The sequence below is a fragment of the Candidatus Bathyarchaeota archaeon genome, from assembly GCA_026014805.1.
Taxonomy (GTDB): domain Archaea; phylum Thermoproteota; class Bathyarchaeia; order Bathyarchaeales; family SOJC01; genus JAGLZW01.
The window spans coordinates 19,764-43,235 of record JAOZHR010000005.1; the positions used below are offsets into that span (position 1 = coordinate 19,764).

Annotated in this window: 25 protein-coding genes and 1 pseudogene; 12 read left to right on the forward strand and 14 right to left on the reverse strand. The window is 44.0% G+C overall.

The window, feature by feature from the left end; all coding sequences use genetic code 11:
- Nucleotides 1-77: 77 nt before the first annotated feature.
- The 8 genes from NWE91_01240 to NWE91_01275 all read right to left on the reverse strand — a co-directional run bounded on the left by NWE91_01240 (nucleotide 78) and on the right by NWE91_01275 (nucleotide 4,896).
- On the reverse strand, nucleotides 78-887 hold the full coding sequence (locus NWE91_01240) for a DUF2110 family protein (GenBank protein ID MCW3985027.1): 810 nt from the start codon (nucleotides 885-887) through the stop codon (nucleotides 78-80).
- Nucleotides 859-1,386 carry an HDIG domain-containing protein gene (locus tag NWE91_01245; GenBank protein MCW3985028.1) on the reverse strand — a complete coding sequence of 176 codons (528 nt, stop codon included), beginning with the start codon at nucleotides 1,384-1,386 and terminating at the stop codon, nucleotides 859-861. Before NWE91_01245 ends, NWE91_01240 begins: the two co-directional genes overlap by 29 nt.
- Nucleotides 1,379-1,891: a transcription factor gene (locus NWE91_01250; protein MCW3985029.1), complete on the reverse strand. Its 513-nt coding sequence runs from the start codon at nucleotides 1,889-1,891 to the stop codon at nucleotides 1,379-1,381. Before NWE91_01250 ends, NWE91_01245 begins: the two co-directional genes overlap by 8 nt.
- Nucleotides 1,892-1,968: 77 nt before the next feature.
- Nucleotides 1,969-2,529: a tRNA (cytidine(56)-2'-O)-methyltransferase gene (locus NWE91_01255; protein ID MCW3985030.1), complete on the reverse strand. Its 561-nt coding sequence runs from the start codon at nucleotides 2,527-2,529 to the stop codon at nucleotides 1,969-1,971.
- Nucleotides 2,530-3,789: a GTPase HflX gene (hflX, locus tag NWE91_01260; protein ID MCW3985031.1), complete on the reverse strand. Its 1,260-nt coding sequence runs from the start codon at nucleotides 3,787-3,789 to the stop codon at nucleotides 2,530-2,532.
- A gap of 11 nt (nucleotides 3,790-3,800) precedes the next feature.
- Nucleotides 3,801-4,328, reverse strand: a complete 528-nt coding sequence (locus NWE91_01265) for a multiprotein bridging factor aMBF1 (protein MCW3985032.1) — start codon at nucleotides 4,326-4,328, stop codon at nucleotides 3,801-3,803.
- A 205-nt stretch (nucleotides 4,329-4,533) separates the two neighbouring features.
- Nucleotides 4,534-4,758, reverse strand: a complete 225-nt coding sequence (locus NWE91_01270; GenBank protein MCW3985033.1) for a hypothetical protein — start codon at nucleotides 4,756-4,758, stop codon at nucleotides 4,534-4,536.
- Between the two features lie 6 nt (nucleotides 4,759-4,764).
- Nucleotides 4,765-4,896 (reverse strand): hypothetical protein, encoded by a 132-nt coding sequence (locus tag NWE91_01275; GenBank protein MCW3985034.1) that lies wholly within the window; start codon nucleotides 4,894-4,896, stop codon nucleotides 4,765-4,767.
- 292 nt (nucleotides 4,897-5,188) lie between these two features.
- Between NWE91_01275 and NWE91_01280 the strand changes: the two genes are divergently transcribed.
- The 3 genes from NWE91_01280 (at nucleotide 5,189) to NWE91_01290 (ending at nucleotide 6,375) form a co-directional block, all read left to right on the forward strand.
- Complete coding sequence (locus tag NWE91_01280) at nucleotides 5,189-5,341, forward strand: hypothetical protein (GenBank protein ID MCW3985035.1); 153 nt, start codon at nucleotides 5,189-5,191, stop codon at nucleotides 5,339-5,341.
- 157 nt (nucleotides 5,342-5,498) lie between these two features.
- On the forward strand, nucleotides 5,499-5,978 hold the full coding sequence (locus NWE91_01285) for a pseudouridine synthase (GenBank protein MCW3985036.1): 480 nt from the start codon (nucleotides 5,499-5,501) through the stop codon (nucleotides 5,976-5,978).
- Between the two features lie 52 nt (nucleotides 5,979-6,030).
- Complete coding sequence (locus NWE91_01290) at nucleotides 6,031-6,375, forward strand: nascent polypeptide-associated complex protein (protein MCW3985037.1); 345 nt, start codon at nucleotides 6,031-6,033, stop codon at nucleotides 6,373-6,375.
- 1 nt (nucleotide 6,376) lies between these two features.
- Here NWE91_01290 and pyrI read toward each other — a convergent pair whose 3' ends face one another.
- The gene (gene pyrI, locus NWE91_01295) at nucleotides 6,377-6,841 is read right to left on the reverse strand and encodes an aspartate carbamoyltransferase regulatory subunit (protein ID MCW3985038.1); all 465 of its coding nucleotides are present in this window, start codon (nucleotides 6,839-6,841) and stop codon (nucleotides 6,377-6,379) included.
- A gap of 120 nt (nucleotides 6,842-6,961) precedes the next feature.
- On the opposite strand from pyrI, the gene pyrB reads away from it, so the two are divergent.
- The 9 genes from pyrB to NWE91_01340 all read left to right on the forward strand — a co-directional run bounded on the left by pyrB (nucleotide 6,962) and on the right by NWE91_01340 (nucleotide 18,508).
- On the forward strand, nucleotides 6,962-7,882 hold the full coding sequence (gene pyrB, locus NWE91_01300) for an aspartate carbamoyltransferase (protein ID MCW3985039.1): 921 nt from the start codon (nucleotides 6,962-6,964) through the stop codon (nucleotides 7,880-7,882).
- Nucleotides 7,883-8,106: 224 nt separating this feature from the next.
- Nucleotides 8,107-8,658 (forward strand): GrpB family protein, encoded by a 552-nt coding sequence (locus NWE91_01305; GenBank protein ID MCW3985040.1) that lies wholly within the window; start codon nucleotides 8,107-8,109, stop codon nucleotides 8,656-8,658.
- A 185-nt stretch (nucleotides 8,659-8,843) separates the two neighbouring features.
- Nucleotides 8,844-12,206, forward strand: a complete 3,363-nt coding sequence (locus NWE91_01310) for a DNA-directed RNA polymerase subunit B (protein MCW3985041.1) — start codon at nucleotides 8,844-8,846, stop codon at nucleotides 12,204-12,206.
- Nucleotide 12,207: 1 nt separating this feature from the next.
- On the forward strand, nucleotides 12,208-16,032 hold the full coding sequence (locus NWE91_01315; protein MCW3985042.1) for a DNA-directed RNA polymerase subunit A': 3,825 nt from the start codon (nucleotides 12,208-12,210) through the stop codon (nucleotides 16,030-16,032).
- Nucleotides 16,029-16,370 carry a 50S ribosomal protein L30e gene (locus NWE91_01320; GenBank protein MCW3985043.1) on the forward strand — a complete coding sequence of 114 codons (342 nt, stop codon included), beginning with the start codon at nucleotides 16,029-16,031 and terminating at the stop codon, nucleotides 16,368-16,370. Before NWE91_01315 ends, NWE91_01320 begins: the two co-directional genes overlap by 4 nt.
- Before the next feature lies 1 nt (nucleotide 16,371).
- On the forward strand, nucleotides 16,372-16,809 hold the full coding sequence (locus NWE91_01325) for a NusA-like transcription termination signal-binding factor (GenBank protein ID MCW3985044.1): 438 nt from the start codon (nucleotides 16,372-16,374) through the stop codon (nucleotides 16,807-16,809).
- A 256-nt stretch (nucleotides 16,810-17,065) separates the two neighbouring features.
- Entirely contained in the window at nucleotides 17,066-17,752 is a 687-nt protein-coding gene (locus NWE91_01330) for an aminopeptidase (protein MCW3985045.1), read from the forward strand.
- 26 nt (nucleotides 17,753-17,778) lie between these two features.
- Nucleotides 17,779-18,027, forward strand: a complete 249-nt coding sequence (locus tag NWE91_01335) for a hypothetical protein (GenBank protein MCW3985046.1) — start codon at nucleotides 17,779-17,781, stop codon at nucleotides 18,025-18,027.
- Nucleotides 18,011-18,508, forward strand: coding sequence for an RNA 2'-phosphotransferase (locus NWE91_01340; protein MCW3985047.1), 498 nt, complete (start codon nucleotides 18,011-18,013; stop codon nucleotides 18,506-18,508). Before NWE91_01335 ends, NWE91_01340 begins: the two co-directional genes overlap by 17 nt.
- A 69-nt stretch (nucleotides 18,509-18,577) precedes the next feature.
- Here the strand turns inward: NWE91_01340 and NWE91_01345 are convergent, their stop codons facing one another.
- The 5 genes and pseudogenes from NWE91_01345 to NWE91_01365 all read right to left on the reverse strand — a co-directional run bounded on the left by NWE91_01345 (nucleotide 18,578) and on the right by NWE91_01365 (nucleotide 23,465).
- Nucleotides 18,578-19,060 carry a hydrogenase iron-sulfur subunit gene (locus NWE91_01345; GenBank protein MCW3985048.1) on the reverse strand — a complete coding sequence of 161 codons (483 nt, stop codon included), beginning with the start codon at nucleotides 19,058-19,060 and terminating at the stop codon, nucleotides 18,578-18,580.
- Nucleotides 19,052-21,016, reverse strand: a pseudogene (locus tag NWE91_01350) (CoB--CoM heterodisulfide reductase iron-sulfur subunit A family protein). The gene NWE91_01345 and the pseudogene NWE91_01350 overlap by 9 nt, the downstream one beginning before the upstream one ends.
- A gap of 2 nt (nucleotides 21,017-21,018) precedes the next feature.
- Nucleotides 21,019-21,933 carry a CoB--CoM heterodisulfide reductase iron-sulfur subunit B family protein gene (locus NWE91_01355; GenBank protein MCW3985049.1) on the reverse strand — a complete coding sequence of 305 codons (915 nt, stop codon included), beginning with the start codon at nucleotides 21,931-21,933 and terminating at the stop codon, nucleotides 21,019-21,021.
- Nucleotides 21,920-22,588, reverse strand: a complete 669-nt coding sequence (locus NWE91_01360) for a 4Fe-4S dicluster domain-containing protein (GenBank protein MCW3985050.1) — start codon at nucleotides 22,586-22,588, stop codon at nucleotides 21,920-21,922. The genes NWE91_01355 and NWE91_01360 overlap by 14 nt, the downstream gene beginning before the upstream one ends.
- Before the next feature lies 1 nt (nucleotide 22,589).
- Complete coding sequence (locus NWE91_01365; GenBank protein ID MCW3985051.1) at nucleotides 22,590-23,465, reverse strand: 4Fe-4S dicluster domain-containing protein; 876 nt, start codon at nucleotides 23,463-23,465, stop codon at nucleotides 22,590-22,592.
- Between the last annotated feature and the right edge of the window lie 7 nt (nucleotides 23,466-23,472).

Here is a 23,472-nt window from a genome sequence, read left to right on the forward strand (position 1 = left end):
TAGCTATAAATGATGATTCATTTGATAGGCAGCTCTTTCCACGCGCTTAAAACAACACAAACTGCAACACGCGAAAATCACATTAATACCCTACCTGTAAGCTTCAAAACTTGCCGGGGAGAAAAACGCACAAAACTTGCCTTTGACAGCCATCTTCCAAGCTTTGGCACAAGTCCTGCAGCATCGGTCCCAAGTTTACAGACAACAACATGCTCCGAAATACCCAACGACTCAACCCCTAGTACATCACGCTCAAGCCTCATCCTTCTAATCGCCTCTATTACTTTGTGACCTAATGCTCCCAAAACAACCAAACGATCAGTCCGTGTGGCAATCCAGCGACCGTAAAGCTCCAATTGTTTCTCTGTCAACTCCGCCTTGAACTCGCCCGCACCAACCTTAACTATCCGAATTTCTAAGGGAAGCTTATCCACTAACCCGTACAACTCAGCAATTCTCCCAAGCGTAAATTTCCTGCCATCAACCAATTGTCCCTGCAAACGTTGTAGAGGAATTGTTGCATAAACTGGTTCTGGTGAAAAAACGCCAACATCTACAAAAATCCCTATTTTGCTTCGCCCAGAAAAAATTATCCTTCCACACAGAACAGAGAGACGTTTAATATTCTTAATAGAGATAGGGGCCAAACCTACATTCTTTCCCAGAAAACGCACTGCAACTTCTTCATCCTCACCAAAAACCTTGACGTTGATCCACTCATTCTCCACTCCACTCAAACAAGTCAACTCAACTCTTAACCCTTTACATGATTCTCTCAGAATTTTTTCAATTCTTTCTAGAGAAACTGCGCCGTAAACTTTCTGAAGTAGCACAACTTCACGCAAAAAGGCACCCTCTTCACTCAAGGCAAAACGAAAGCTCTTCATGCCACTGCTTCAAACGCTCAACAGAGGCCTCAGGAATGTGCTTATCTCGACGAAACCGCTCAAAAACCACTTCAATGGGCATCCGCATCGAACCTTCAATCAACTTATCAGCATAAGCTACAATCCGCTCCTCAATAGACTCTGGAACATAACTCTTCACAGGCCACCTTAACTTCTCAGCTTCACTTTCTGTAATTCCACTACCAACATGCCGCTCGATGATAGAAACTAGAGCATCTGGCAATCCTAACTCCCTCGCAATATACGCTCCTACAATCCCATGATCTACGCTATGGGTCTTCGCCCGTCCAATATCATGTAAAAACGCGCCAATTCGCACAAGTTCAACATTAACTACCAATCCCTTCTTCTTGCAAGCTTCAGCTATTTCCACCGCGAGATCTGCTGCTGCCCTACAATGTTGCACGACTTTCTTTGAACAACCCGCATGCATTAGGAGTTTCAGCGCCGTCTCCTCAGACGGTAACCCTCTACTCACCTAACTCCTTCCTTAATTGATCAACCTTTCGAGACAAGACCTCAACTACTTTACCATTATCAAAATGCATCATTGGCTCATTGCAAGTCGAGCACCGAAAAATTAGCTCCATTGCTTCCTCAAAGGGAACCCGTTTACATCCTTGTGTGCCACAATAGTAGAAATCATGATTTTTCTCATAGCTAAGCCGTGCATCTAGCTTCTGCAAAACATGTCTTTTTTGGTTCATAATGAAACCCTCAAGCTGATCTGGTTGAAGCTTCCAATGAAATATGAACCAACCCGTGTGTGGGTCTCTTGATCTTCTCAACGATACAAGGGAATGGTCATATAGTCTGTAAAGTATCTTGCGAACAGAATTCAGCCGTATTCCAGTTTTGTTTGCTATCTGATCATCTGTAATTTCATCTGCATCCTTTAAAATGTAGATGATTTGAATGGCTTCTTCTTGTCCCAACACTTCTGCAACTTTGACCAATGTTTCATCGTCTACGAAAGTCAACATAAGGTACCTCTATCACCAATTAATATACTATCTACATGAAACATAAATTTCTTATCTATCGGATACAGATTTGCCTTTTAAACTTTACTTTTCAAAACAACCTTCTTTCCATGCTTTCGCGGGATGATCTGTAGTTTCGCAGTTTTAAACTTCTTCGCTAATTCCTTTCCCTCAAAAAATCTGTCGAGAAAAACTGCAAGGCCAGAACATTCAGAATGAGGCTGATTTCCAACAGCAACATTGAAATCCGAAATTTCACGAGAAAAAAACTTACTTGGAACTTTCCTGCTTCCCACAATAACTAGCACATTTTTTCTAGTTGCTTGAATTCGTTGGATTACGTTACTTGTTTGAATGTTTTCCCCATAAGCAGTTAAGTGAACAACTACGCCACCTTCAGCCTTCCAGTCTTTTAAAACCATTGTCCACGGAGTACCCACTTGAAAGAAGAAAGGGCCGCCCCAGTTCTCGACAACTTCATCTATGGTTTTCTTGATTTTCATATCTCCAACATCGGTAAGTATTATGCCTGACGAACCAAACGCTCTTGCAGTAAGAGCAACATGAGTTGTCAATCTCTCGTCTCTGAATCGATGTCCCCACCTCAAAACTACGACTTTAGGCAGCTTGTTCTTCAACTATTTCAACTCAACAAACTCTTTAACAGTTCCACCATACTGCTTTACGCGCCCAAGAACCTTGTCAGCGAAATCTGCCACTGCTTCAAAGCTAACATTAGCGTAATCGTTCTCGTATTTCACGTTTTTGACATCAGCGTAGTTGAAGATCCATGAAAGGAAGGAGAGAGTTTCATCTGAAAGAGGGATGGAAAAAGTTGCGTGGATATAATTTGTGAGGTGTTTGACCAGTTCTTGTTCAAGAAGGCTAATGTTTACGTCATGTAAAGCAGAAATAGGAACAATGTTTGAAGCCAAGTCTTTCAATGCATCTGTTCGTTGTTGAATTTCATATTCTGAGAGTAAGTCAATTTTGTTAAGTGCGGTCACTACAGGGATTCCACGTACTCCAATTTTTTGCATTGTGTCAAGACTTATTGAATGTTTTCTCTTAATCTCTTTCAACGGCTCACTTGCATCCACAATTAGGAGTATCAAATCTGAAAAAATCGTTTCTTCAAGAGTTGAGCGGAAGGCCTCTATTAGCGTGAGTGGAAGTCTGTCAATAAACCCAACTGTATCGGTTAAAAGGACTCGTTTCCCAAGCAGATTCACGAGTCGCGTGGTAGTGGAGAGTGTCGTGAACAGCCCCTCACCTGTTGGAACAGCTTCATGAACCAGTGCGTTGAAAAGAGTGCTTTTTCCAGCATAAGTATACCCTCCCAACGAAACAGCTGAGAAACCAAGGTCTAGCCTTCGTTTTCTGTGTAAGCCTCTCTTTCTTTTGCATTGTTTCAACTTTTTTTGTATTGTATGAACTTGCCTTTGCACCGCTTCGTGATAGACGTCTACTTCGTATGCACCTAGCCCCATGAAGCCTGGTTGCTCTTCCATTCTTGCAAGTCGCACTTTTTCTTTTGCATGTGCTGATTCGTAGCGGAGTTTAGCAAGTTGGATTTGGAGCTTAGCTTCGGTTGTTGAAGCCCTCTGAGTGAATATTTCAAGAATTAGTTGAAATCGGTCTATTACTTCTACGCCCGTTTCTTTAGCAAGGTTGTAAGCTTGAACTGATTTGAGGCGATTGTCAAAAATTATTTTCCTAGCATTGTGCTCTTTGACTAATCGTGCAAGTTCTTCTACCTTGCCTCTTCCTATTTGAAAGCGCGGATAGGCCTTTCGTACTTGTTCGACAGTTGCAACAACGGTGTATCCAGCGGATTCTGTTAGGTTTTCGAGTTCTTTCAAGCTGCTTGGTTCGTTCCTTAAGCGTCGTTGTACGATGATTGCTTTTGTTATTTTCCTGCCTCCGCCGGTTTCTTCTTACTTTTGATTAGATCTCCCAATGTGATGTTTTTTGATGGAAGGGTCGTAGCTAAGAGTTTTTTCGAAATCTTCTTTTCGCTCGCTGGGACAAAAAGCTTGATTTTTAATGCGTACTGGAGTTTTTCTGCAAGTCCCAAATCAGGTGCCATTTTGTGGCTTTCTAACTTTTTAAGCACAGAGACTTTTTCGTTTATTTTTCTGCCCAAGTCTTCATGGCTTAGTAGTTGTGCTTCTCTTGCTTGACGTATTCGAGTGTCAAAGTCCTTAACTAGTTCTAGAGTAGGCTCTAAAGGAGACTGATGCTTTGCTGAAACTTTTAATTTTCGCTTGAGCGGTCTTTGGAGTTTAACGGCTGATCTAGCTGGTTTCGGCGTTTTCACTTCCCAGCTTATTGAGCCGAGTGATGCGCACTCACTACATACTATAAGTCTTGCTCCTTCGATTATGGCTTTGTAAGGTTTGCCCATTATGGGGCGACCGCAAACTTCACACCGCAAGGCTGTGTCACCTAAACTGCTATACGGACAAAGAGGCGAATGTAAGGTATAAAAGTAGCTTAACTCTCACACTAAAAATAGTTTGTGGACTTGGAGGCGTGCACGTTTAGTGATTTAGTATGATGCGTGAGCAACAGCCTTAAAGAAACAATCGGCTAAGAGTTTCCGTAGTTGGCGGCGAGTGTAACCAAATCATATATGTCGATTAGTTCCCATTGGGCGCTAAGTCTGCGCGTGGGTTCCAGTTGGGGTCGCAGGGTTTAGAGCCGTATGCTTCTGCCGCCAATACAATGTCGTATATGTTAACGACTCCATCTTCATTAAGGTCACATTTAAGGCGAGCGTGTATCCCAACCGTTCCGTCGAAAACATCGTGTGGGATAGAACCGCCGCTGCTTGCGAGATTTGCGGATTGTATGTCTAATCGCATGTTTAATTATCCTTCGCCCGGTTCAGGTTGATATACCACTCTGAAAGCCATGATGAAAACAGTTCCACCACCGTCAAAGCCTGATCCTCCCAGCGTTGCAAGGGCAGCCCAATAGCTGCCAGGTGCGGGGTCCACCACTTCAGCGAGTCTTAGTGGTGGATCATGAATTATGCCTGCATAGGGGCTTGGGTAGCTCTCAACTGTACTGGTTTGTGTGTGGGTTGTATATTTGATGTAGGTGGTATTCCAGCTGAACTATATGTCAAAGCCTAGGAGGTCTGTTACGTTTTCAACTACCACAGCAATCGTAGAAGTCTTGCCTACTACATTTTCAGGACCTAGCTCGATAATTTCAGGAATTACTCTTACAATAGTCTGATCGCGAGTGGATGGTGAGTGGGTGTGGGACTAAATAGGTTGAATGTCAAACGTGAATAGAAGAAGAATGATAATTGGCAGGAAAATCATAACTGCTAATGCTGCTTTCTCACTTTTTCTCCCAGACATAATGTATCTTCAGAGTTATTTAGCGCTTTCTGAAGACGCAGATGCAGGAATACAAGCTTTGGGAGAACGCATGTGAGTCATTATGCCTATTTGCGGAGAGCATGCAAAACCATCAAGAAAGGCGAGCACATTAAGCTTTCAATTTTCGCTCCAAAAATGTACTCTGAAGTTACCCCAACTATTTTACATATCTTCGCTTCTTTATAGATGTCGTATCAACGAACGGTGCCAATATGCGAGACAATCCTTTGCAGAAAATCCGTTCTATTGCTGACTACCAGTTTGGGCGAGGAACTGGAAAGGTGCTTTTTCCCGACACAGTGGATATTGTTTTTTCTCGGCGGACTGGTAGGATAAGGCACATTTATTTAGATGGCGAACTTTTGGCTACTTTGCGGCCTACCGACAGCTTTTTCTCGCTGACCATTGAGGGTGCACGCCACGTCACGCAGATTAAGCCTCAACAATTATGGGTGGAGGTTCAAGACAATGCAGCCGACTTTGTCGCTAAAGGTAAAAGCGTTTTCGCTAAGCACGTTGTTGATTGTGACGAGGAAATTAGACCTGAAGAAGAAGTGGTTGTCATAAATAGCAAATGTAAAGTTTTAGCTGTTGGCAGGGCGGTTCTGGCTGGAAGGGAGATGAAAGCGTTTAAAAATGGTGTTGCCGTTCGTGTTAGAAGGGGATCTGCTGAAGGGAAGAGGGAGAGTTAAGAAGGAGAAGCAAGAAAATTATGCGTGGAGTAAGTGAGAGTTGCGTAAAGGAATGAGTCCGAGGGATACTAAGCGGCTAATGAAGCGTATGGGCTTAAGCATGGACGCGATGCCTGACGTTCAGCAAGTTGTGTTCAAAACAAGCGTGAAGGAAATAATCGTTGAAGAACCAGAAGTAGCTATATTGAACCTTAAAGGGCAAAAGGTGTTCCAGGTCACAGGAGGAAAGATTACGGAAAGAGCGTTAGCGGCTGAAGAAAAGAAACTAGCGGTTCCTGAGGAAGACATTAGATTGGTGGCCGACCAGACTGGGAAAAGTGTGGAAGAAGCAAGACAAGCGCTAGAGGAAAGCGGTGGAGACCTCGCTAAGGCGATTCTTCTTCTTCAGACAAAATAGCCTAGAATTGTTTCAAAATATCTTGTTTCTCCATTATGTAGCCGCAGTAATGGCATCTTATCATTAGAGGGTCTTGGTTTTTCACGTAGAATTTTGGCTGTACTGGCTCGTTGCTGTTGGATATGCATGCAGGGTTGCCGCATTTTACTGTTCCGCGTATGATGTCTGGTAGTTTTACGCGTTTTTTATCAACCACTTTATAGTCGCGAATTATGTTTATTGAGGCGTGGGGGGCCAAAAGCGCTATCTTATCAACTTCCTCAGGTTCTAGTTCCCTGCCTTCTACTTTAACTATATCTTTTGTGCCTAGCTGTTTGCTCGGCACGTGCATCGCGATTAACACCGTTCCATTTGTTCGTCCTGTTATCCCCAAAATTTTCACGACATCTAGCGCGTGTCCACCTGTAATGTGATCGATGACTGTGCCATCTTTAATTTTTGAGACAAGAAGGGTTTTTTCAGCCATTGTAGGTTTGCCTCTTGAATAGATTCGTAGCAAGAAGGCATATATTGCTTTTCCTAATAGGTTGAAGGCGCTAGCAAAGAAGTTATTTATCACCTGCTCATTTTTTGTTTGGTGTTAAAGTTGGAGTTTAAGGGGCGTGACATTATTTCTCTGAGGGATTTTTCGCGGCAGGAGATTGATTACATTCTAGAGATGACTCGAGCTATGGAGCCTATGGCAAGGGCTGGTTCAGATTTATTGCGTGGGAAGATTTTGGCTACACTGTTTTTTGAGCCTAGTACTCGCACGCGTCTGAGTTTCGAGTCGGCTATGCATAGGTTAGGTGGTTCTGCGATTGGTTTTGCTGAGGCAGAGATTACTTCGGTGAAGAAGGGTGAGAATTTGGCTGATACTATGCGAGTTGTTGAAAGTTACGCTGATGTTATTGTTGTACGTCATCCGTTGGAAGGGGCGGCCAGGTTGGCAGCTGAGTTCGCAGGCGTCCCAGTTATCAATGGTGGTTCTGGTGCTGAGGAGCATCCGACGCAGGCTTTGCTGGATTTGTACACTATTGTTAAAGAGAAAGGAGATATTGACGGTTTGAACGTGGCTTTGGTTGGTGATTTGCGTTATGGGCGGACAGTGCATTCGTTGGCGTATGCGTTGTCGTTGTATGATGTGAAGTTGTTCTTTGTTTCGCCTGACATGTTGCGTATGCGGAGGGAGGTTTTGCAGGTGATTAAGAAGGAGATTGAGGTTATAGAAAAAAATGACCTAGAGAAAATTATTGGTGACGTTGATGTGTTGTATATGACTCGTATTCAGAAGGAACGTTTTCCAGACGCGGCAGAGTATGCGAAGGTAAAGGGTTCATATAGAGTTGATTTGCAGTTGTTAGAGAGGGTAAAGAAGGATATGATTGTTCTACATCCGTTGCCGAGGGTGGATGAGATTGCACCTGAGGTAGATAGTACGAGTCATGCACGGTATTTTCAACAGGTGTGGAATGGAATTGTTACAAGGATGGCGTTATTAGCTTTGATACTAGGGAAGACAGAGTAGAGAGGGGAATGATAGGTGTGCGGGGTTCCGAGACTAGACCATCTGCTACATGCTCAATAGAATCTAAACAGACGCTAAACATTAGGAAAACGCCTCAAATGCGCGTGTTCTTGATTTTACCTTGAGTTCTTGAAACCCCACCTATCTGTAATCTACATTTTGATTTTCAAAGCCTTTGAGATTAAAAGCATACTACTTCTAATGGGCAAACTTAGTTGATGGAAATGAATAAGACAATCAGAATTGCAGATTATGATCCTCAATGGGCTGTATTGTATGAAGAGGAGAAACGTCGGATTCTTGAGGTTGTGGGGTATGTAATTGTGGGAGTTGAGCACATAGGGAGTACTGCTGTCCCCAACTTGGGAGCAAAACCCATTATCGACATAATAGTTGCTGTTTCTCAACTTAATGATGCCGAGAGGTGTATTGTGCCTCTTCGAAGCATTGGCTGCGAGTATGTTCCTGAACATGAGGATTCAATTCCAGAAAGACGTTATTTCTACAAAGGTCATCCTCCAATGGAACAGCACTATCACTTGCACATGGTTGAACAAACAAGTAATTTCTGGAAGAACCGTTTGCTGTTTCGTGACTATCTCTGCACTCATCCTAAGGATGCTCAGGAGTATTATGAATTGAAAAAAGATTGGCCTTTGAGTCTGGTTCAGACCACCAGGCCTATACCGCGGCGAAAATGTCTTTTATTCAATCTGTACTCGCCAAGGCAAAGTCAGAATAAAGAAAATAACATTTCCTTAGGTAAGGTTTATTAGATACGACCATGACTCTATGGCTTTAGTTCCAAAACGGACCATAAAAAATATAAGGAGACCCAACTTTTCGGGTCGGATGGCACCCGGCCCCGTTGGAGGAAACCCACAGTTTGGAAGAAAAAACCCTCAAAAGACCTCCCCTTCAATCTAAACTAAACAATAGTTCTCAGGAGGCAAATTGAAAAGTGTCAGAAATCACTCAAGACGAACTTTTACTTCTTCAAAAATCCTTCTTCAAAGAAAAAGGACTTGTTCGACAGCATTTAGACTCTTACAACGAATTCATCGACCACGGACTGCAAGAGATAATAGATGAAACCGGCGAAATAAAGATCGAACTTCCTGAAAGTCCCTATAAAATAAAACTTGGGCAAGCTTGGATAATCGACCCTCAATCCCGCATAAGTAGTCCCTACTTGACCGAAGTAGACGGCACAAAACATGAAATATACCCTATGGAAGCGAGGTTCCGCGATCTCTCTTACGTTGCGCCGATGGCTATTGAAATGACTCCGATAATGGACGGAAGAGAACAAGATACAGAACTCGTTTTGATTGGCAACATCCCCGTCATGCTCAAATCCAAACTATGCGTTCTCTCCCAACTGCAACCTGAAGAACTGATACTTCATGGCGAAGACCCGAATGACTCGGGTGGATACTTCCTGATAAATGGCTCAGAACGCGTGATTGTTGCCCTTGAAGACTTGGTACCAAACCGGATATTAGTAGACATCGACACAAGAGGCGCCCACCCTGTTTACCAAGCAAAAATCTTCTCCACAACTGTCGGCTTCAGAGCAAGAATAGAACTGCGTCTAAAATCAGATGGCGCCATCTACGTCACTATCCCCGGCGTGCCCTCTGAAGTTCCCTTCATAATCGTAATGAGAGGCTTGGGACTTGAATCCGACAAAGAAATCGCTGAAATAGTCTCACCCGAACAATCTATACAAAACATGCTTGAATCTTCCTTTGAAAAGTCTGCAGGAGTGGAAACCGTCAGAGAAGCTCTTGAATACATAGGTAACCGCGTGGCACATGGGCAAGTATTAGAGTATCGTCTTCAAAGAGCTCAAAGTATCTTAGACCGAAACTTTCTTCCCCATCTAGACCGCACACCTGAAAAACGCATAGATAAAGCTATCTTCCTAGGTGAGATGACATGCCGCGTGATAGAATTAAAACTTCGAAAACGCACAACAGACGATAAAGATCACTTTAAAAACAAAAGGCTAAAACTTGCTGGTCCTCTACTCGCGGACCTCTTTCGCGTCGCCTTCAGAAACTTATGTAGAGATATAAAATATCAGTTGGAGAGAATGGGATTCAAACGACAGATGATCACAGTTTCCGCCGCTGTGCGCCCTGGCATAGTTTCAGACCGCCTCAAACATGCTTTGGCAACAGGCAATTGGGGCAGAGGGAGAGTGGGCATAACGCAACTCCTCGACAGGACAAATCTTGTTTCAACTCTTAGCCATCTACGTAGACTGCAGTCCCCTCTCAGTAGGAGCCAACCAAACTTTGAAGCCCGCGACTTGCATCCAACCCATTGGGGGCGTTTATGCCCAAACGAAACGCCTGAAGGCTCAAACTGTGGCTTGGTGAAGAATCTCGCTCTTTCTGCATGCATATCTGTAGCCGTAAACGTTGAAAAGGTAAAGCGAAGTGTTTATGACATGGGAAGCATTCCGGCGCGAAACGCGGAGCAAGGAGTCCGCCTTTCAGGCGCGAAAATCTTCATAAATGGTTCTTTAATAGGATATCACCAATACCCCACAGAACTCGTCTCCGAATTAAGAGACAAACGCAGAAGAGGCGAAATCCCTTCAGAAATCAACATCGCCCACCTCAAAACTAAGGGTGGAAAAGAAGAAGTTTACGTCAATTGTAGCGAAGGTCGAGTTCGACGACCTCTCATAATAGTTGAAAACGGCGTCTCCAAACTCCAACCAGAACACATTGACAATATCCGCTCAGGAGAATGGTCATGGGAAGACCTTGTCAAAAACGCGATAATAGAATATATCGACGCAGAAGAAGAGGAAAACATCTACGTGGCTCTGAGTTTCGACGAAATAACTCATAAACACACACACGTAGAACTTTCACCCTACACAATTCTTGGTATATGCGCTTCCTTAATACCCTATCCAGAACACAATCAGTCGCCCCGAAACTCGTACGAGGCTGCCATGGCAAAACAAGCCCTTGGCGTTTACGCAACTAACTTTATTTACCGAGTGGACTCTCGTTCCCATGTCTTGCATTACCCTCAGACGCCTCTTGTCAAGACAAAACCCATGGAAATCTTAGGCTACAATCAAAGACCTTCAGGACAAAACTGTCTAGTTGCAGTCATGTCTTTCGAAGGATACAACATGGAAGACGCCCTCATTTTCAACAAAGCATCAATAGAACGCGGCTTGGGCCGTTCTACATTTTATCGAATTTATGAAGCTGAATGCCGCCAATACCTGGGAGGATTGAAAGATCGATTTGTCATTCCAGAGGCAGGTATGAGAGGCTTTAGAGGCGAGCAATACTATCGTTTGCTTGAGCCTGATGGCATTGTAAACCTTGAAGCAAGCACGGTCGGTGGCGACGTTCTTATAGGAAGAACAAGCCCTCCCAGATTCCTCGAAGAATACAAAGAATTTGAGGTAAAAGGTCCATCGATGCGCGATACATCTGTAGACGTAAGACAATCAGAAGCAGGCACCGCTGACGCCATTTTCATCACAGAATCCAGGGAAGGAAGCAAACTCGTCAAAGTCAGAGTACGCGATCAGCGCGTTCCAGAACTTGGCGACAAATTCGCCTCTCGCCATGGACAAAAAGGCGTCATTGGCATGATTATACCTCAAGAAGATCTCCCCTTTACCGCGTCAGGCATCGTTCCAGATATACTAATAAACCCTCACGCGATTCCCTCACGAATGACCATAGGCCAATTTCTGGAATCTATGGCTGGAAAAATGGCTGCAGCCCGCGGAAGACCAGCCGACGGAACGCCATTCGTCAACGAAAAATCCAGTGATATAAAGCAGACTTTGATCAATTACGGCTTTAGCCACACTGGAAGAGAGGTTTTCTATAGCGGTGTAACTGGCGAAAAGTTTGTTGCGGACATTTTCATAGGAGTAGTTTACTATCAAAAACTTCACCACATGGTTTCTGATAAGATTCACGCTAGGGCGCGCGGACAAGTGCAGATGTTAACGCGGCAGCCAACTGAAGGCAGGGCAAGAGGTGGCGGATTAAGGTTTGGCGAGATGGAGCGAGACTGCTTAGTTGGTCATGGCGCAGCGATGCTTTTGCGAGACCGACTCCTCGAAGAATCAGACAAATACATTCTCTATGTTTGCGAAAACTGCGGCTACATAGCTTACTACGATATAAAACAACGCGCATATGTTTGCCGAATGTGTGAAGAAAACGCACAGATTTCTCCAGTGGTTATCTCATATGCCTTCAAACTTTTGTTGCAGGAACTGATGAGTCTCTGCGTTGCACCCCGTCTAAAGTTAAAGGAGCGTGCTTAGAGTGGCCTTTGAAGAAGTTTCTCAGAAGATAATCGATGAGCTTCGATTTGGATTGTTTTCACCACGGGAATTGAGAAGGCTTTCTGTCTCTGAGATACAAACTGCGGACACCTACGATGAAGATGGTGCTCCAATAATTTCCGGTTTGATGGATGGCAGATTAGGTACCCTTGAGCCGAGACAACGATGCAAAACATGCGGTAATACAGCCATTCGGTGCCCAGGCCATTTTGGCCATATTGAACTGGCAGTTCCTATAATTCACATTGTATTCACAAAAATCATCCATAAACTCTTAAATGCCACATGTAGAAACTGCGGGCGCGTAACATTGCAAGACGAAGAAGTAGAAAAAATCAAGGGGCAAATTCAACGTACTCGCGAACTTCTTGGAGTAGTACCCGGCAGTGTCTATAAAAAGATCTTGAAGGACGCAAAATCCAAGAAGTGTTCTCACTGTGGTACACCCCAATATAAGATAGTTTTCGAGAAGCCAACTCGCTTCCGTGAAGAAGTGGCTGAGGGAGGTTCACCGCAGCTAACTCCAAGCATAGTTCGTGAAAGGCTTGAACGGATACCTGATGAAGATTTAGAGCTTTTCGGTTTCACTCCAAAAACTGCTAGACCCGAATGGATGGTTCTCCAAGTCCTCCCAGTTCCACCAGTTTACGTTAGACCATCAATTACACTAGAATCTGGAATCCGTTCCGAAGACGACTTAACCCACAAGCTTGTAGACATCATAAGAATTAACCAGCGTCTTAAGGAAAACATGGAGGCAGGAGCACCCACACTTATTATCCAAGACTTATCAGAATTACTACAATATCATGTAACCACCTACTTCAACAATGAGGCCTCTGGCATCCCCCCAGCTAGACATCGTTCTGGAAGGGCATTAAAAACACTGTCACAACGTCTTAAAGGAAAGGAAGGGCGTTTCAGAAGCAATCTTTCCGGGAAACGAGTAGATTTCTCTGCAAGAACCGTCATTTCTCCTGACCCGAACATAGACATTAGCGAAGTAGGAGTTCCTATAGATATCGCAATGAAACTTTCAATTCCAGAAAAAGTAACCAACTGGAACCTTGCAGAAATGAAGGCTTTCATCAAGAATGGACCTGATAATTATCCGGGTGCCTTATACTTAGTTAGACCAGATGGTAAACGAATCCGGCTAGAATTCGTAGTAGACCGAGAAAAAGTCGCCGAGGCGATAGAATCAGGTTTCATCGTGGAAAGACATCTTAAAGATGGCGACATTGCTATTTTTAACCGCCAACCGTCTCTACACCGTATGTCAATCATGGCGCATCGTGTTAGGGTGCTGCCCTACAAAACGTTTCGATTGCATCTCTGCGTCTGCCCACCTTACAACGCTGACTTTGATGGGGATGAAATGAACCTCCACGTGCCACAAAGCGAAGAAGCTCAGACAGAAGCGCTCATACTCATGCAAGTCCAAGATCAAATGCTTTCTCCAAGATTCGGAGGCCCCATAATAGGCGCAATTCGGGATTTCATAACCTCTGCCTACCTTCTTACCAAGGAATCCACTCTCCTGACTAAAGAAGAAGTTTGTACGCTGCTAGGAGCAGCTGGCTATGAAGGTTCCTTGCCAAAACCTGAGATAAAAAAGCCAAAACCAATGTGGACAGGAAAACAGATATTCAGTCTGTTTTTGCCAAAAGATTTTAACTATTCACTGAAAGCCACAATCTGTCAAAACTGTGCGAAATGCCTCAAAGAAAAATGCTCATACGACGCTTTTGTTGTCATTAAGAACGGCGTGTTGAAATCAGGCGTCATTGACAGACGTTCTATAGGTGCTGAGCAGCCAGAAAGCATTCTCCACCGCATAATCAAAGATTACGGCGCCAAGCGAGGCCGAGAATTTTTGAACAAATGCTGTCAAGTGCTAAAACTTTTCATGTCCATTCGTGGCTTTACATACTCTTTCGATGAACTGGAACTATCAGCAAAGGCACAGAACAAGATTGCCAAAACTTTGGGAAAATGTGAGAAAAACGTTCAAGAACTAATTGTAGCGTACAGGAAAGGAACACTTCAAAGACTCCCAGGAAAATCTCTTCACGACTCATTTGAAATCTACGTTATGAATGAGCTTGCGAAGGCAAGGGACAACGCTGGAAAAATCGCTGATGAGGATTTTACTCTTGAGAACGCCGGCATTATTATGACCAGAACTGGAGCACGAGGCTCTAGCCTAAACATAGGTCAAATGACAGCTTCTGTTGGTCAGCAAGCCGTTCGAGGCAAACGTATCATGCGAGGTTACGTGCAACGTGCGTTACCTCACTTTGAGCCAGGTGACCCCTCTCCAAAGGCAAGAGGTTTCGTTCAATCCTCCTATCAATCAGGTCTTGATCCGGTAGAATATTTTTTCCACGCCATGGGCGGCCGTGAAGGCTTGGTGGACACAGCCGTGCGAACACAGCAAAGTGGCTACATGCAAAGACGTTTGATTAATGCGCTTGAACATCTACGTGTAGAATATGATGGAACAGTTCGTAATTCTGTAGGGGAGATCATACAGTTCCGCTATGGAGAAGATGGCGTAGACCCTGCAAAAAGCGATCATGGAAAAGCTGTGAACGTTAGCAGACTTGTTAATCAAGTCAGCATGATGATTGCAAGTGGCAGACCTGCTTCTGAAAAATACATTGAGAAAAAACTCGAGGATGTGGAGCATCAGCTTATACCGATCTTAATAGACGAACTGAAGCGAGAGTTGAAGAAGGCAAAACTGAAAAAGAAAGGTGTAGATCAAATTATCGACTTGACATCGAAACATTATAAACGTGCCTTAGTCGAGGCGGGAGAAGCAGTTGGCATCGTGGCAGCACAATCTATAGGCGAACCAGGCACCCAGATGACTTTACGTACTTTTCACTATGCAGGTGTAAGAGAGCAAAACGTTACTCTGGGCTTGCCGCGTCTCATCGAGATTGTAGACGCCAGGCGAATTCCTTCCACGCCGATTATGTCCGTTTATCTCGATAAGAAAAAGAGAAAGAATAAGGAAAAAGCCACTGAAATTGCCCGCAGAATCATTTACACAGATGTAGAAGACATTGCAAAGTCAATTTACGATGACCCGAAACACGAAGAGATCGTTATCGATCTTGATAGGACTTTAATGGAGAATAGAGGCGTATCAATAGATGAATTGAAGGATGCATTACAACTTCCTATATGCACTATAAGAGCGCGAGGCAAAAAGATTTATGCAAAACCAAAGAAGCCTGAAGACCACAAGAAACTGATGGGCAAAATAATCTCTCAACAGGTAAAAGGAGTTTCTGGCGTTGAACGTGTTCTAGTTACTGAAGAGCAAGGAGAATGGGTCATTAGAACTGACGGATCGAATCTGCCAAAAATTCTTGAAACTATTGGTATTGATCCAACCAGAACTATTACAAACCACGTTCATGAAATCGCGAAAACATTGGGAATTGAAGCGGCCCGTAGTTCCCTCATTCAAGAAGCACTCAGCGTATTGGAAGAGCAAGGTCTAGAAGTTGACATTCGACATATAATGCTGGTCGCAGACATAATGACCGCCACAGGCGAAGTGAAGCAAATTGGCCGACACGGCATCAGTGGAGCCAAGTCTAGTATTTTGGCTCGTGCAGCCTTCGAAATCACAGTTCCCAACATTGTTGACGCAGCAATTAAGGGTGAAGCTGATCCGTTGCTGGGTGTAACCGAAAACGTTATAGTAGGGCAATCTATACCCATTGGAACTGGACTCGTTAACCTATATATGTCTACGTTATCCGACAAGCAGGAGAAAAGTGAATGATCGATGTAGACAAGGCGATTGCCACCACAGTCAGGACTGGCAAGGTAGTTTTCGGAGTGAATGAAGCTATAAGAAGCACAAAAATCGGCAAAGCTCGACTTATCGTTGTGACCTCAAATACTCCATCCCATATACGCGATGATCTTAAGTACTACGGAAAGCTATCTCAAATTCCAGTTGTGACTTATAGGGGCAACAGCATCGATTTGGGCATGGTTTGTGGAAAACGGTTTGCGGTTGCTACTTTGACTGTAAAAGAGTCCGGTGATTCTGACATCTTGAAGTTAGCTGAGAAACCTAAAACAGAGGAAGACGTTACTGAAGAGGAGGCGTTTTAGAATGGCTACCGGAATCAAACTAACTAGTAAAGAAATGCGTTTCATCGCCCTTTTCGAAAGCATCACTGGTGCTTCAGTTAAAGATTGTATTCTTGACGAAAACGCAAATCGCGCCATCTTTATCGTAAAAGAAGGACACATAGGCATGGCAATAGGCAAAGGCGGCAAAAACATTCGTCTTCTAGAGCGAATGACAAGCAAAAAACACGAGATCATTGAATATTCAGATGACCCTGCTCAATTTATAAGAAACGCGTTAAAGCCCGCACATGTGAGAGAAATTAGGTTAACAGAAAAGCTTGATGGAAAATCCATCGCGGTTGTAGCAGTTGATCCTAAGGATAAAGGCGTGGCTATTGGAAGAAACGGAAGGAATGCTGAGCGAATACGCTTCTTAGCAAAGCGATACTTTCAAATTCAAAACGTGTCGATAACCTGACTTTGAACGGCGAAAACAGAGCCTCTACAAATTAACTTCATATTAGCTAGCATTTTTCGTGTTCAAGTATATCATGCTAAAAATATGGTGTTCTCTATTGTTGAGAACACTGTTCGGCAATAAACTTTTAAACATGGATTCTCGGTTTTAAGACGGCTCTATCCAAGTTGTGATCGAATGGTTGACCAGAGAATTGAGAAGCTCGCGAAACTATGCGTTCACTACAGTGTTGAAATGAACCCTGAAAAAAGTTCTCATAAGGGGAAGCGAACTAGCCTTCCCTCTGATTAACGAAATATATAAGGAGTGCTTGTTAAGCGATGCATACCCGCTAATCATGCCAAACCTAGATGTTGCATACACGTTTTACAAATACGCAAAGGAGCACCAGCTAAAATTCGTTTCACCCTTCCACAAGTTCTTGTATGAAAACATCGACATATCAATAAACGTGTGGTGCCAACCAAACCCTAAGAAACTAACAAACATAAACTCTTCAAAGATAAGAATATTTGCAGCTTCCAGAAGGGAACTATCAAAAATTTTTAGTAAACGTGCTGTCGAAGGAAAACTCAAATGGACGGTTTTGCCTTATCCTATAAACGCTCAAGTACAAGAAGCCGCCATGTCACTTGTAGAATACGAAGATTTCGTTTGCAACAGCTGTCTAATTGACAAAGAAGATCCCATCTCAGAATGGAAGAAAATACATGATCAGAAGGAGAAAATTTGTGAATTCCTAAACAAGACAAGCAAGATCCGCATAATAGGTGAAGATACAGACTTAACTTTCAATGTAGCAGGCAGAAAATGGATAAATTCTGATGGGAAAATAAGCATGCCAAGCGGCGAGGTGTTCACAGCTCCCGTTGAAAATTTGGCAAATGGCACAATTAGATTCACTTTTCCCGGAATCTTTCCAGCAGAGAAGTTGAAGACATAACGCTCACATTTAAAGATGGCAAAATTTTGAAAGCTTCAGCCACCAAGGGAGATGCCTTATTGCAGCAGATTTTGAAAATTGAAGATGCAAACCGCATTGGAGAAGCTACCATAGGAACAAATTATGGCATAACAAAATTCGTAAAAACCATGGCTCTTCAAGAAAAGAAAAATTACGGCGCTTATATATCTAAGGATTTGCTCTACCAAATGGACGATAGCCATGAACTCCAGGTTGAGAGTCAAGGTAAGCAAGTATATGAGTTATCTTCTTAGGCATAACCCTAAGGATTTGAAAATTGACGAAGAAGGTTTTGTATGTCTTGACGAGTTTCTGCGTGAACTTCGTGAGAAATACAATATCGATGAGCGTTTTATTAATGAGATAGCGAATCAAGGAGTCAGAAAACGATTTGAAATAATTGGTGATAACATAAGGGCATTGTATGGGCATTCCATTGAAGTGAACGTTGGACTCGAGGAAGATGGATCAGTTGCGGTACTTTATCATGGGACTACTCCCGAATCTGCGTCTAAAATTTTGAAGGCCGGTCTTAAGCCCACGAACAGAAAGTGGGTTCATTTGTCTCCTGCAAAGGAGATAGCGATTGAAGTTGGGCGAAGGAGAACATCGAAACCTATAGTTCTCGTAGTTAACGCGAAAGCTGCTAGAAGGAAAGGTTTAAGATTCTTCAGGGCAATAGATCGCGTATTTGTTTGCAAAGGAGTGCCTCCCGAGTACATCAAGCGTCTCTAATACTGCAAGCTGGGCTATTCAAGGCATTACCTTATAAGAATTTCAATTTGAAAGAAGTTTTTAAGAAAATCACTTTTGTGATCGTTGTTGTTTCTTAGCTAGCATTCTGTCTAAGATTGGCTTCAACTTTGCGTTTTCCGCCTTAATCTTCTCTAGTCCTAACTCTTCCAACTGCGCAGCCATCTCCTTCATTAGCTCTGCAAACTTTAGTCCTTCAGCGGCTGAAATATATTCTACTCGAAAACGCTGAGGGCTTAACCCAAGCTTTTCCAGCATAGGTGCTAAGGCATCCATGCGAGCTTTCATTCTCGCGTTACCACTGATATAATGGCAGTCATATGGTAGATGGCACGCACCGACTAGGACCATACCAGCTCCCCGTCTAAAGGCGTCTAACACAAAGTCCCTGTCTACACGACCTGAACACATTACACGAATTGGCCTAATGAGGGGGGGATATTCGAAGCGGCTTGTACCAGCTAGGTCTGCACCTGCGTAGCAGCACCAGTTACATAGAAACCCTAGAATCTTATCTTCTGGTTTCTCTTCCAATGCCGTTCTTATTTGGGCGAAAATTTGTTCATCGGTGAAGTGATTCTGTGTAATAGCGTTTGTAGGGCATTCGGCTACGCAAGTGCCGCAGCCGTGGCACATGGCTGTTATAACCTTTGCAGGCTGTTTTTCAGGGGCTTCTATGGATCCATAGGGGCATCGTTGGGCGCAAATGCCACATTTCACTTTTGTGTTTCTGCATTTTTCAGGGTTAACCACTGCGACAATGGGTTCTATTTTCCATTTTTTCTTCGAAAGTATGGTTGCTGCTCGCGCTGCGGCTCCGCTTCCTTGAGAAACACTGTATGGAATGTCTTTGGGGGCTTGACAAGCACCTGCTAAGAAGACACCGTCCGCTGGTGTGTCAATGGGCTTCAGTTTCGGGTGGCTTTCCATGAAGAAGCCATCTGCTCCCCTTGAAATGTTAAGAATTCTTGCCATGTCGCCCGCATCGGATTTGGGAACGGCTGCTGTGCATAAGACAACCATTTCGGCTGGTAGCTCAATAGGCTGTCCCAGTGTCATGTCTTCGGCTCGTATAACCAGATTTTTGGTTTCCGGATCTTCAAGGACGTGACTTGCTCGTCCACGGATGAAAGTGACGCCCAAGTTTCGGGCTCTTCTGTAGAATTCCTCATATCCTTTGAAGGGTGTTCTCATTTCCATGTATAAGAGGTAAACTTCCACGTCATCTTTGTACTTCTCTTTGAGTAGAATAGCGTTTTTCAGCGCGTACATGCAGCAGAAGCCTGAACAGTATTCGTATTTCTTGAGGTTCCGTGATCCTACGCATTGGATGAAAGCCACGCTGTGAGGCTTTTTGCCATCTGATGCTCGAATAACTTTGCCGCCTGTTGGTCCAGCTGCAAGAATGAGCCGTTCGAACTCCAACGCAGTAATAACGTTGTCATACTTTCCATACCCATACAGCGGGTCATCATAGGGCAGGTAAATGTCAAAGCCGGTTGCAGCTATTATGGCGCCAACTTCTAACTCGACTTCTTCTGGTTTTTGGTCGAAATTTATTGCTTGTCTTGCGCCGCAAGCGTCTACGCACTTGTAGCATTCGATGCAGTGGTCCATGTTAATAGTGTACACAAGCGGGACAGCCTGTTCGAATGGTATAGATATTGCTTTTCTTACCCCCATATCCATGTCCCACTCGTTTGGATACTCGATGGGACAGACGTCTTTGCATTCACCACAGCCAGTGCACTCTTTATGAATGACATATCGTGGATTTTTCCTAATCTTAACTTTGAAGTTGCCCACAAAGCCCGAAACACTAACCAAGTCGGCGTAAGATATTATTTCAATGTTGGGATGGCGGCTTACATCTACCATCTTTGGGCCTTCAATGCATATGCTGCAGTCCAAAGTTGGGAAAGTTTTGTCCAGCTGAGCCATGTGGCCTCCAATGCTTTCAGTTTTTTCAAGCAAGTAAACTCTGAAGCCCATCTCGGCCAAGTCTAAGGTTGAGTTGATTCCAGCTATTCCGCCGCCAATGACGAGGGCTTTGTTAGTGACAGGTACTTCGATTTCTTTAAGGGGGTGAAGCAGTCTTGCCTTTGCAACAGCCATTCTCACGATTTCTTTGGCTTTCTCTGTGGCTTCCTTTGGCGTGCTGGGATGACACCAAGATGAAAACTCACGGATATTTGCCATCTCGAAAAGGTAGGGATTCAAATCTGCTTCGGTACAAGTCTTGCGGAAGGTTGGTTCATGCATACGTGGTGAACATGCAGCGACTACCACTCGGTTGAGTCTGTGCTCTTTTATGCCCTTTCTGATTTCGTCTTGGCCTGGGTCGGCACATGTGTATCGGTTGTCCTTTGCATAAACCACGTCAGGCAGAGTTTTTGCATATTCTGTTAGTTCCTTTACGTCGATTACTCCAGCTATGTTGAGGCCGCAGTGGCATATGAATACGCCGATTCGAGGTTTTTCTTTGGTCATCTTCAATTGCCCTCCGCTTTGCCGTATATCTGCGAAACTATCTGCATCGGATCAACCCGCAAGCTTTTTAGAGCCAGTTCTTCAGGTGAGAACCCCATCGCTAAGCCGAGCAGTTGTGGGTAGTGAAGGACTGGAATTTTGAAGGTTTCGTTAAACATTCTCTCTATTCGAGGCTGGTTGGTGTCAAACATCATGTGGCAGAAGGGGCAAACGGTTATTAGTGCTTGGGCGCCTGCATCTTTTACGTGAACAAGTTTCTCCCTAGTAAGTTGGAGTGGAATTCTGTCGTTTACGCCTGCGATTGGAGCGCCGCAGCACGCTATCTTATCTGTATACTCCACGTATCTAGCGCCAGTTGTTTCAATTAATTTTTTGAGAGTTTCTGGGTTTTCTGGGTTGTCGAAGCCAACACCCTCGACGGGGCGTGAAACGTGGCAGCCACTGTGCTCGGTCACTTGCACGTTGGTTAGAGGCTTTTTCACCACATTCTTAATCTTCTCTAAGCCCACGTCTTCCGCTAGCAGTTGGAGAAGATGTTTAGCCTCTATAGTACCTTTAAACTCCAGACCCGTTTCTTTCAAGTAGCCATTAATTCTCTCCCTAAGCTCCTTATCTTCTCTCAATTTTTTGTTCACTTTGCGCAGAGTCCCGGCACACCCTGGACAAAGGGCAACAATGTTAAGTCCTTGTTGTTCGGCTAAGCAGAGGTTTCTAGCTGCCAGCGTAAGCATCATTTCATGGTTTATAGGGTCTATAGGAAGACCGCAGCAGTTATACTCTGGCATTTCAACCAATTCTATTCCCAGCTTAGCTAGAACTTTTCGTGTGGAAATTTCATAACTTGAAACTCGGTAGGGAATAGCACAGCCTAGGAAAAGTAAGAATTTGGAGCTTGAGCTTCTCTCAGGAGTTGTCACGTTTGCTCACCTTTCCAAGTATTTTCGAAAAACCGGTTACCTTGGCCAATTTCATCATAACCTCAGGGTTGCCCTTGGGCAGCGGGGGCAATCCAATTTGCTCTCTTTTCTTCAGTCGCAACTCTGGGATTCGGTAAGCGATGCCGCTTTCTAGAATGCTTAAACCTAAGTCTTTGAAGATTGAGGGCATTAATCCTTGTTCTGCGGCGGCATTTCTCAGTATTCGTATTACGCTTGCAACTTCTACGTCTTGGGGGCAACGATCGGTGCATGTGAAGCATGCTGCACACAGCCATAGGGTGTCGCTGGAGAGCACTCTGTTTTTTAGGCCAAGTTGTGTCATGCGGATTATTGCTCTAGGTCTGTAGGAGTCGCTGAATCTTGCAATCGGGCAGTCTGAGGTGCATGTGCCACATTGAAAACACTGCTTAAGTTTCTCGCCGCCGTGCATCTTGCCAATTTCATATTTGAAGTGAGGATCAAACTCGTGAGCTTTGATTGGCGCCATCTCCCCAATCTTTGGCTCTGATGCTTTTTCTTTGGCTTTCTGAGGCAATGTTTTCGGAGGAGGAGTGATTGCAACTTTCTTCATTGTCTTAGGAGACTCCTTTCTTGCCTTGGCTTCTGGTTTTTGCTTTGGTTTAGTTTCAGCCATTTTACTTCTTCCTCGGTTCAAAACGTTTCTTCACTGCTTCCATAGTTCTTTTTCTTCCTTTTCCACGCAACTCTTTTGCCACTTCAACTGTAGAAGCTAACTTTTCAAGAGCTTTGTTCCATGTCCCTGAACGAACCGGGGTATGACGTATTGTTGAGCGTGAAAGTTCTAACACTCCCTCTTCAGGACAGACAATGTTACACACGCCACAGTAGGTGCAGAGAAGCTCATTCACATATACCTTACCGTTTTCCTCGGAAAGATACAAAGCACCGGTTATTGGGCAAACATCTAAACAATCTCGGCAGCCAGAGGGACACTTTTCCTGGTTAATCTTAAGTTTTCCAGTGAAAATTCTTCGGACAAGAATAGCACCTTCTGGGCATTTGACTTCGCACACACGACAACAGGGACACTGTTCTTCTCTAATATCTACTGCAACTTTGTTGGTTTCAGGGTCTGACGTAACTTTGATGAGGTCTAAGGGGCAAGCTTCCTCACAGTCATTGCAATCTGTTGGACATTTTATTACGTCCACAGTAATTTCACGGATAAGTTGCGGAAAACTTTCCTTCTCCACTACAGAGGCGATATTCTCACCGTCTATAGTAACTTGCACCGCACCGTAGGGGCAGATGGTGGCGCATATGCCACAGTATTGACATTTCGCTTCATCTACGTCAATCAGGGGATGTTGAGCCTTTTGTCCCTCTTTTTTCGGTTGTCGGCTAACTGTGATAGCCTCTTTTGGACAAGTAAGGCTGCAGAGTTCGCACCCTACGCACAATTTGCGGTCAACAATTAATCTATAGCTTTTTGCGTGATGAATCCTTTCTACTATGAGTTGGTTGTTGGATTCGGTTTTTTGAATTTTCATGGGCATA

Excerpts from the sequence above, each read along its gene's own strand:
- pyrI (MCW3985038.1), bottom strand. The coding sequence starts at position 6,841 with ATGGCTGAAAAAACCCTTCTTGTCTCAAAAATTAAAGATGGCACAGTC.
- NWE91_01290 (MCW3985037.1), top strand. The coding sequence starts at position 6,031 with ATGAGTCCGAGGGATACTAAGCGGCTAATGAAGCGTATGGGCTTAAGC.
- NWE91_01285 (MCW3985036.1), top strand. The coding sequence starts at position 5,499 with ATGCGAGACAATCCTTTGCAGAAAATCCGTTCTATTGCTGACTACCAG.
- NWE91_01365 (MCW3985051.1), bottom strand. The coding sequence starts at position 23,465 with ATGAAAATTCAAAAAACCGAATCCAACAACCAACTCATAGTAGAAAGG.
- NWE91_01360 (MCW3985050.1), bottom strand. The coding sequence starts at position 22,588 with ATGGCTGAAACTAAACCAAAGCAAAAACCAGAAGCCAAGGCAAGAAAG.
- NWE91_01305 (MCW3985040.1), top strand. The coding sequence starts at position 8,107 with ATGAATAAGACAATCAGAATTGCAGATTATGATCCTCAATGGGCTGTA.
- NWE91_01250 (MCW3985029.1), bottom strand. The coding sequence starts at position 1,891 with ATGTTGACTTTCGTAGACGATGAAACATTGGTCAAAGTTGCAGAAGTG.
- NWE91_01240 (MCW3985027.1), bottom strand. The coding sequence starts at position 887 with ATGAAGAGCTTTCGTTTTGCCTTGAGTGAAGAGGGTGCCTTTTTGCGT.
- NWE91_01340 (MCW3985047.1), top strand. The coding sequence starts at position 18,011 with ATGAGTTATCTTCTTAGGCATAACCCTAAGGATTTGAAAATTGACGAA.
- NWE91_01270 (MCW3985033.1), bottom strand. The coding sequence starts at position 4,758 with ATGCGATTAGACATACAATCCGCAAATCTCGCAAGCAGCGGCGGTTCT.
- NWE91_01320 (MCW3985043.1), top strand. The coding sequence starts at position 16,029 with ATGATCGATGTAGACAAGGCGATTGCCACCACAGTCAGGACTGGCAAG.
- NWE91_01325 (MCW3985044.1), top strand. The coding sequence starts at position 16,372 with ATGGCTACCGGAATCAAACTAACTAGTAAAGAAATGCGTTTCATCGCC.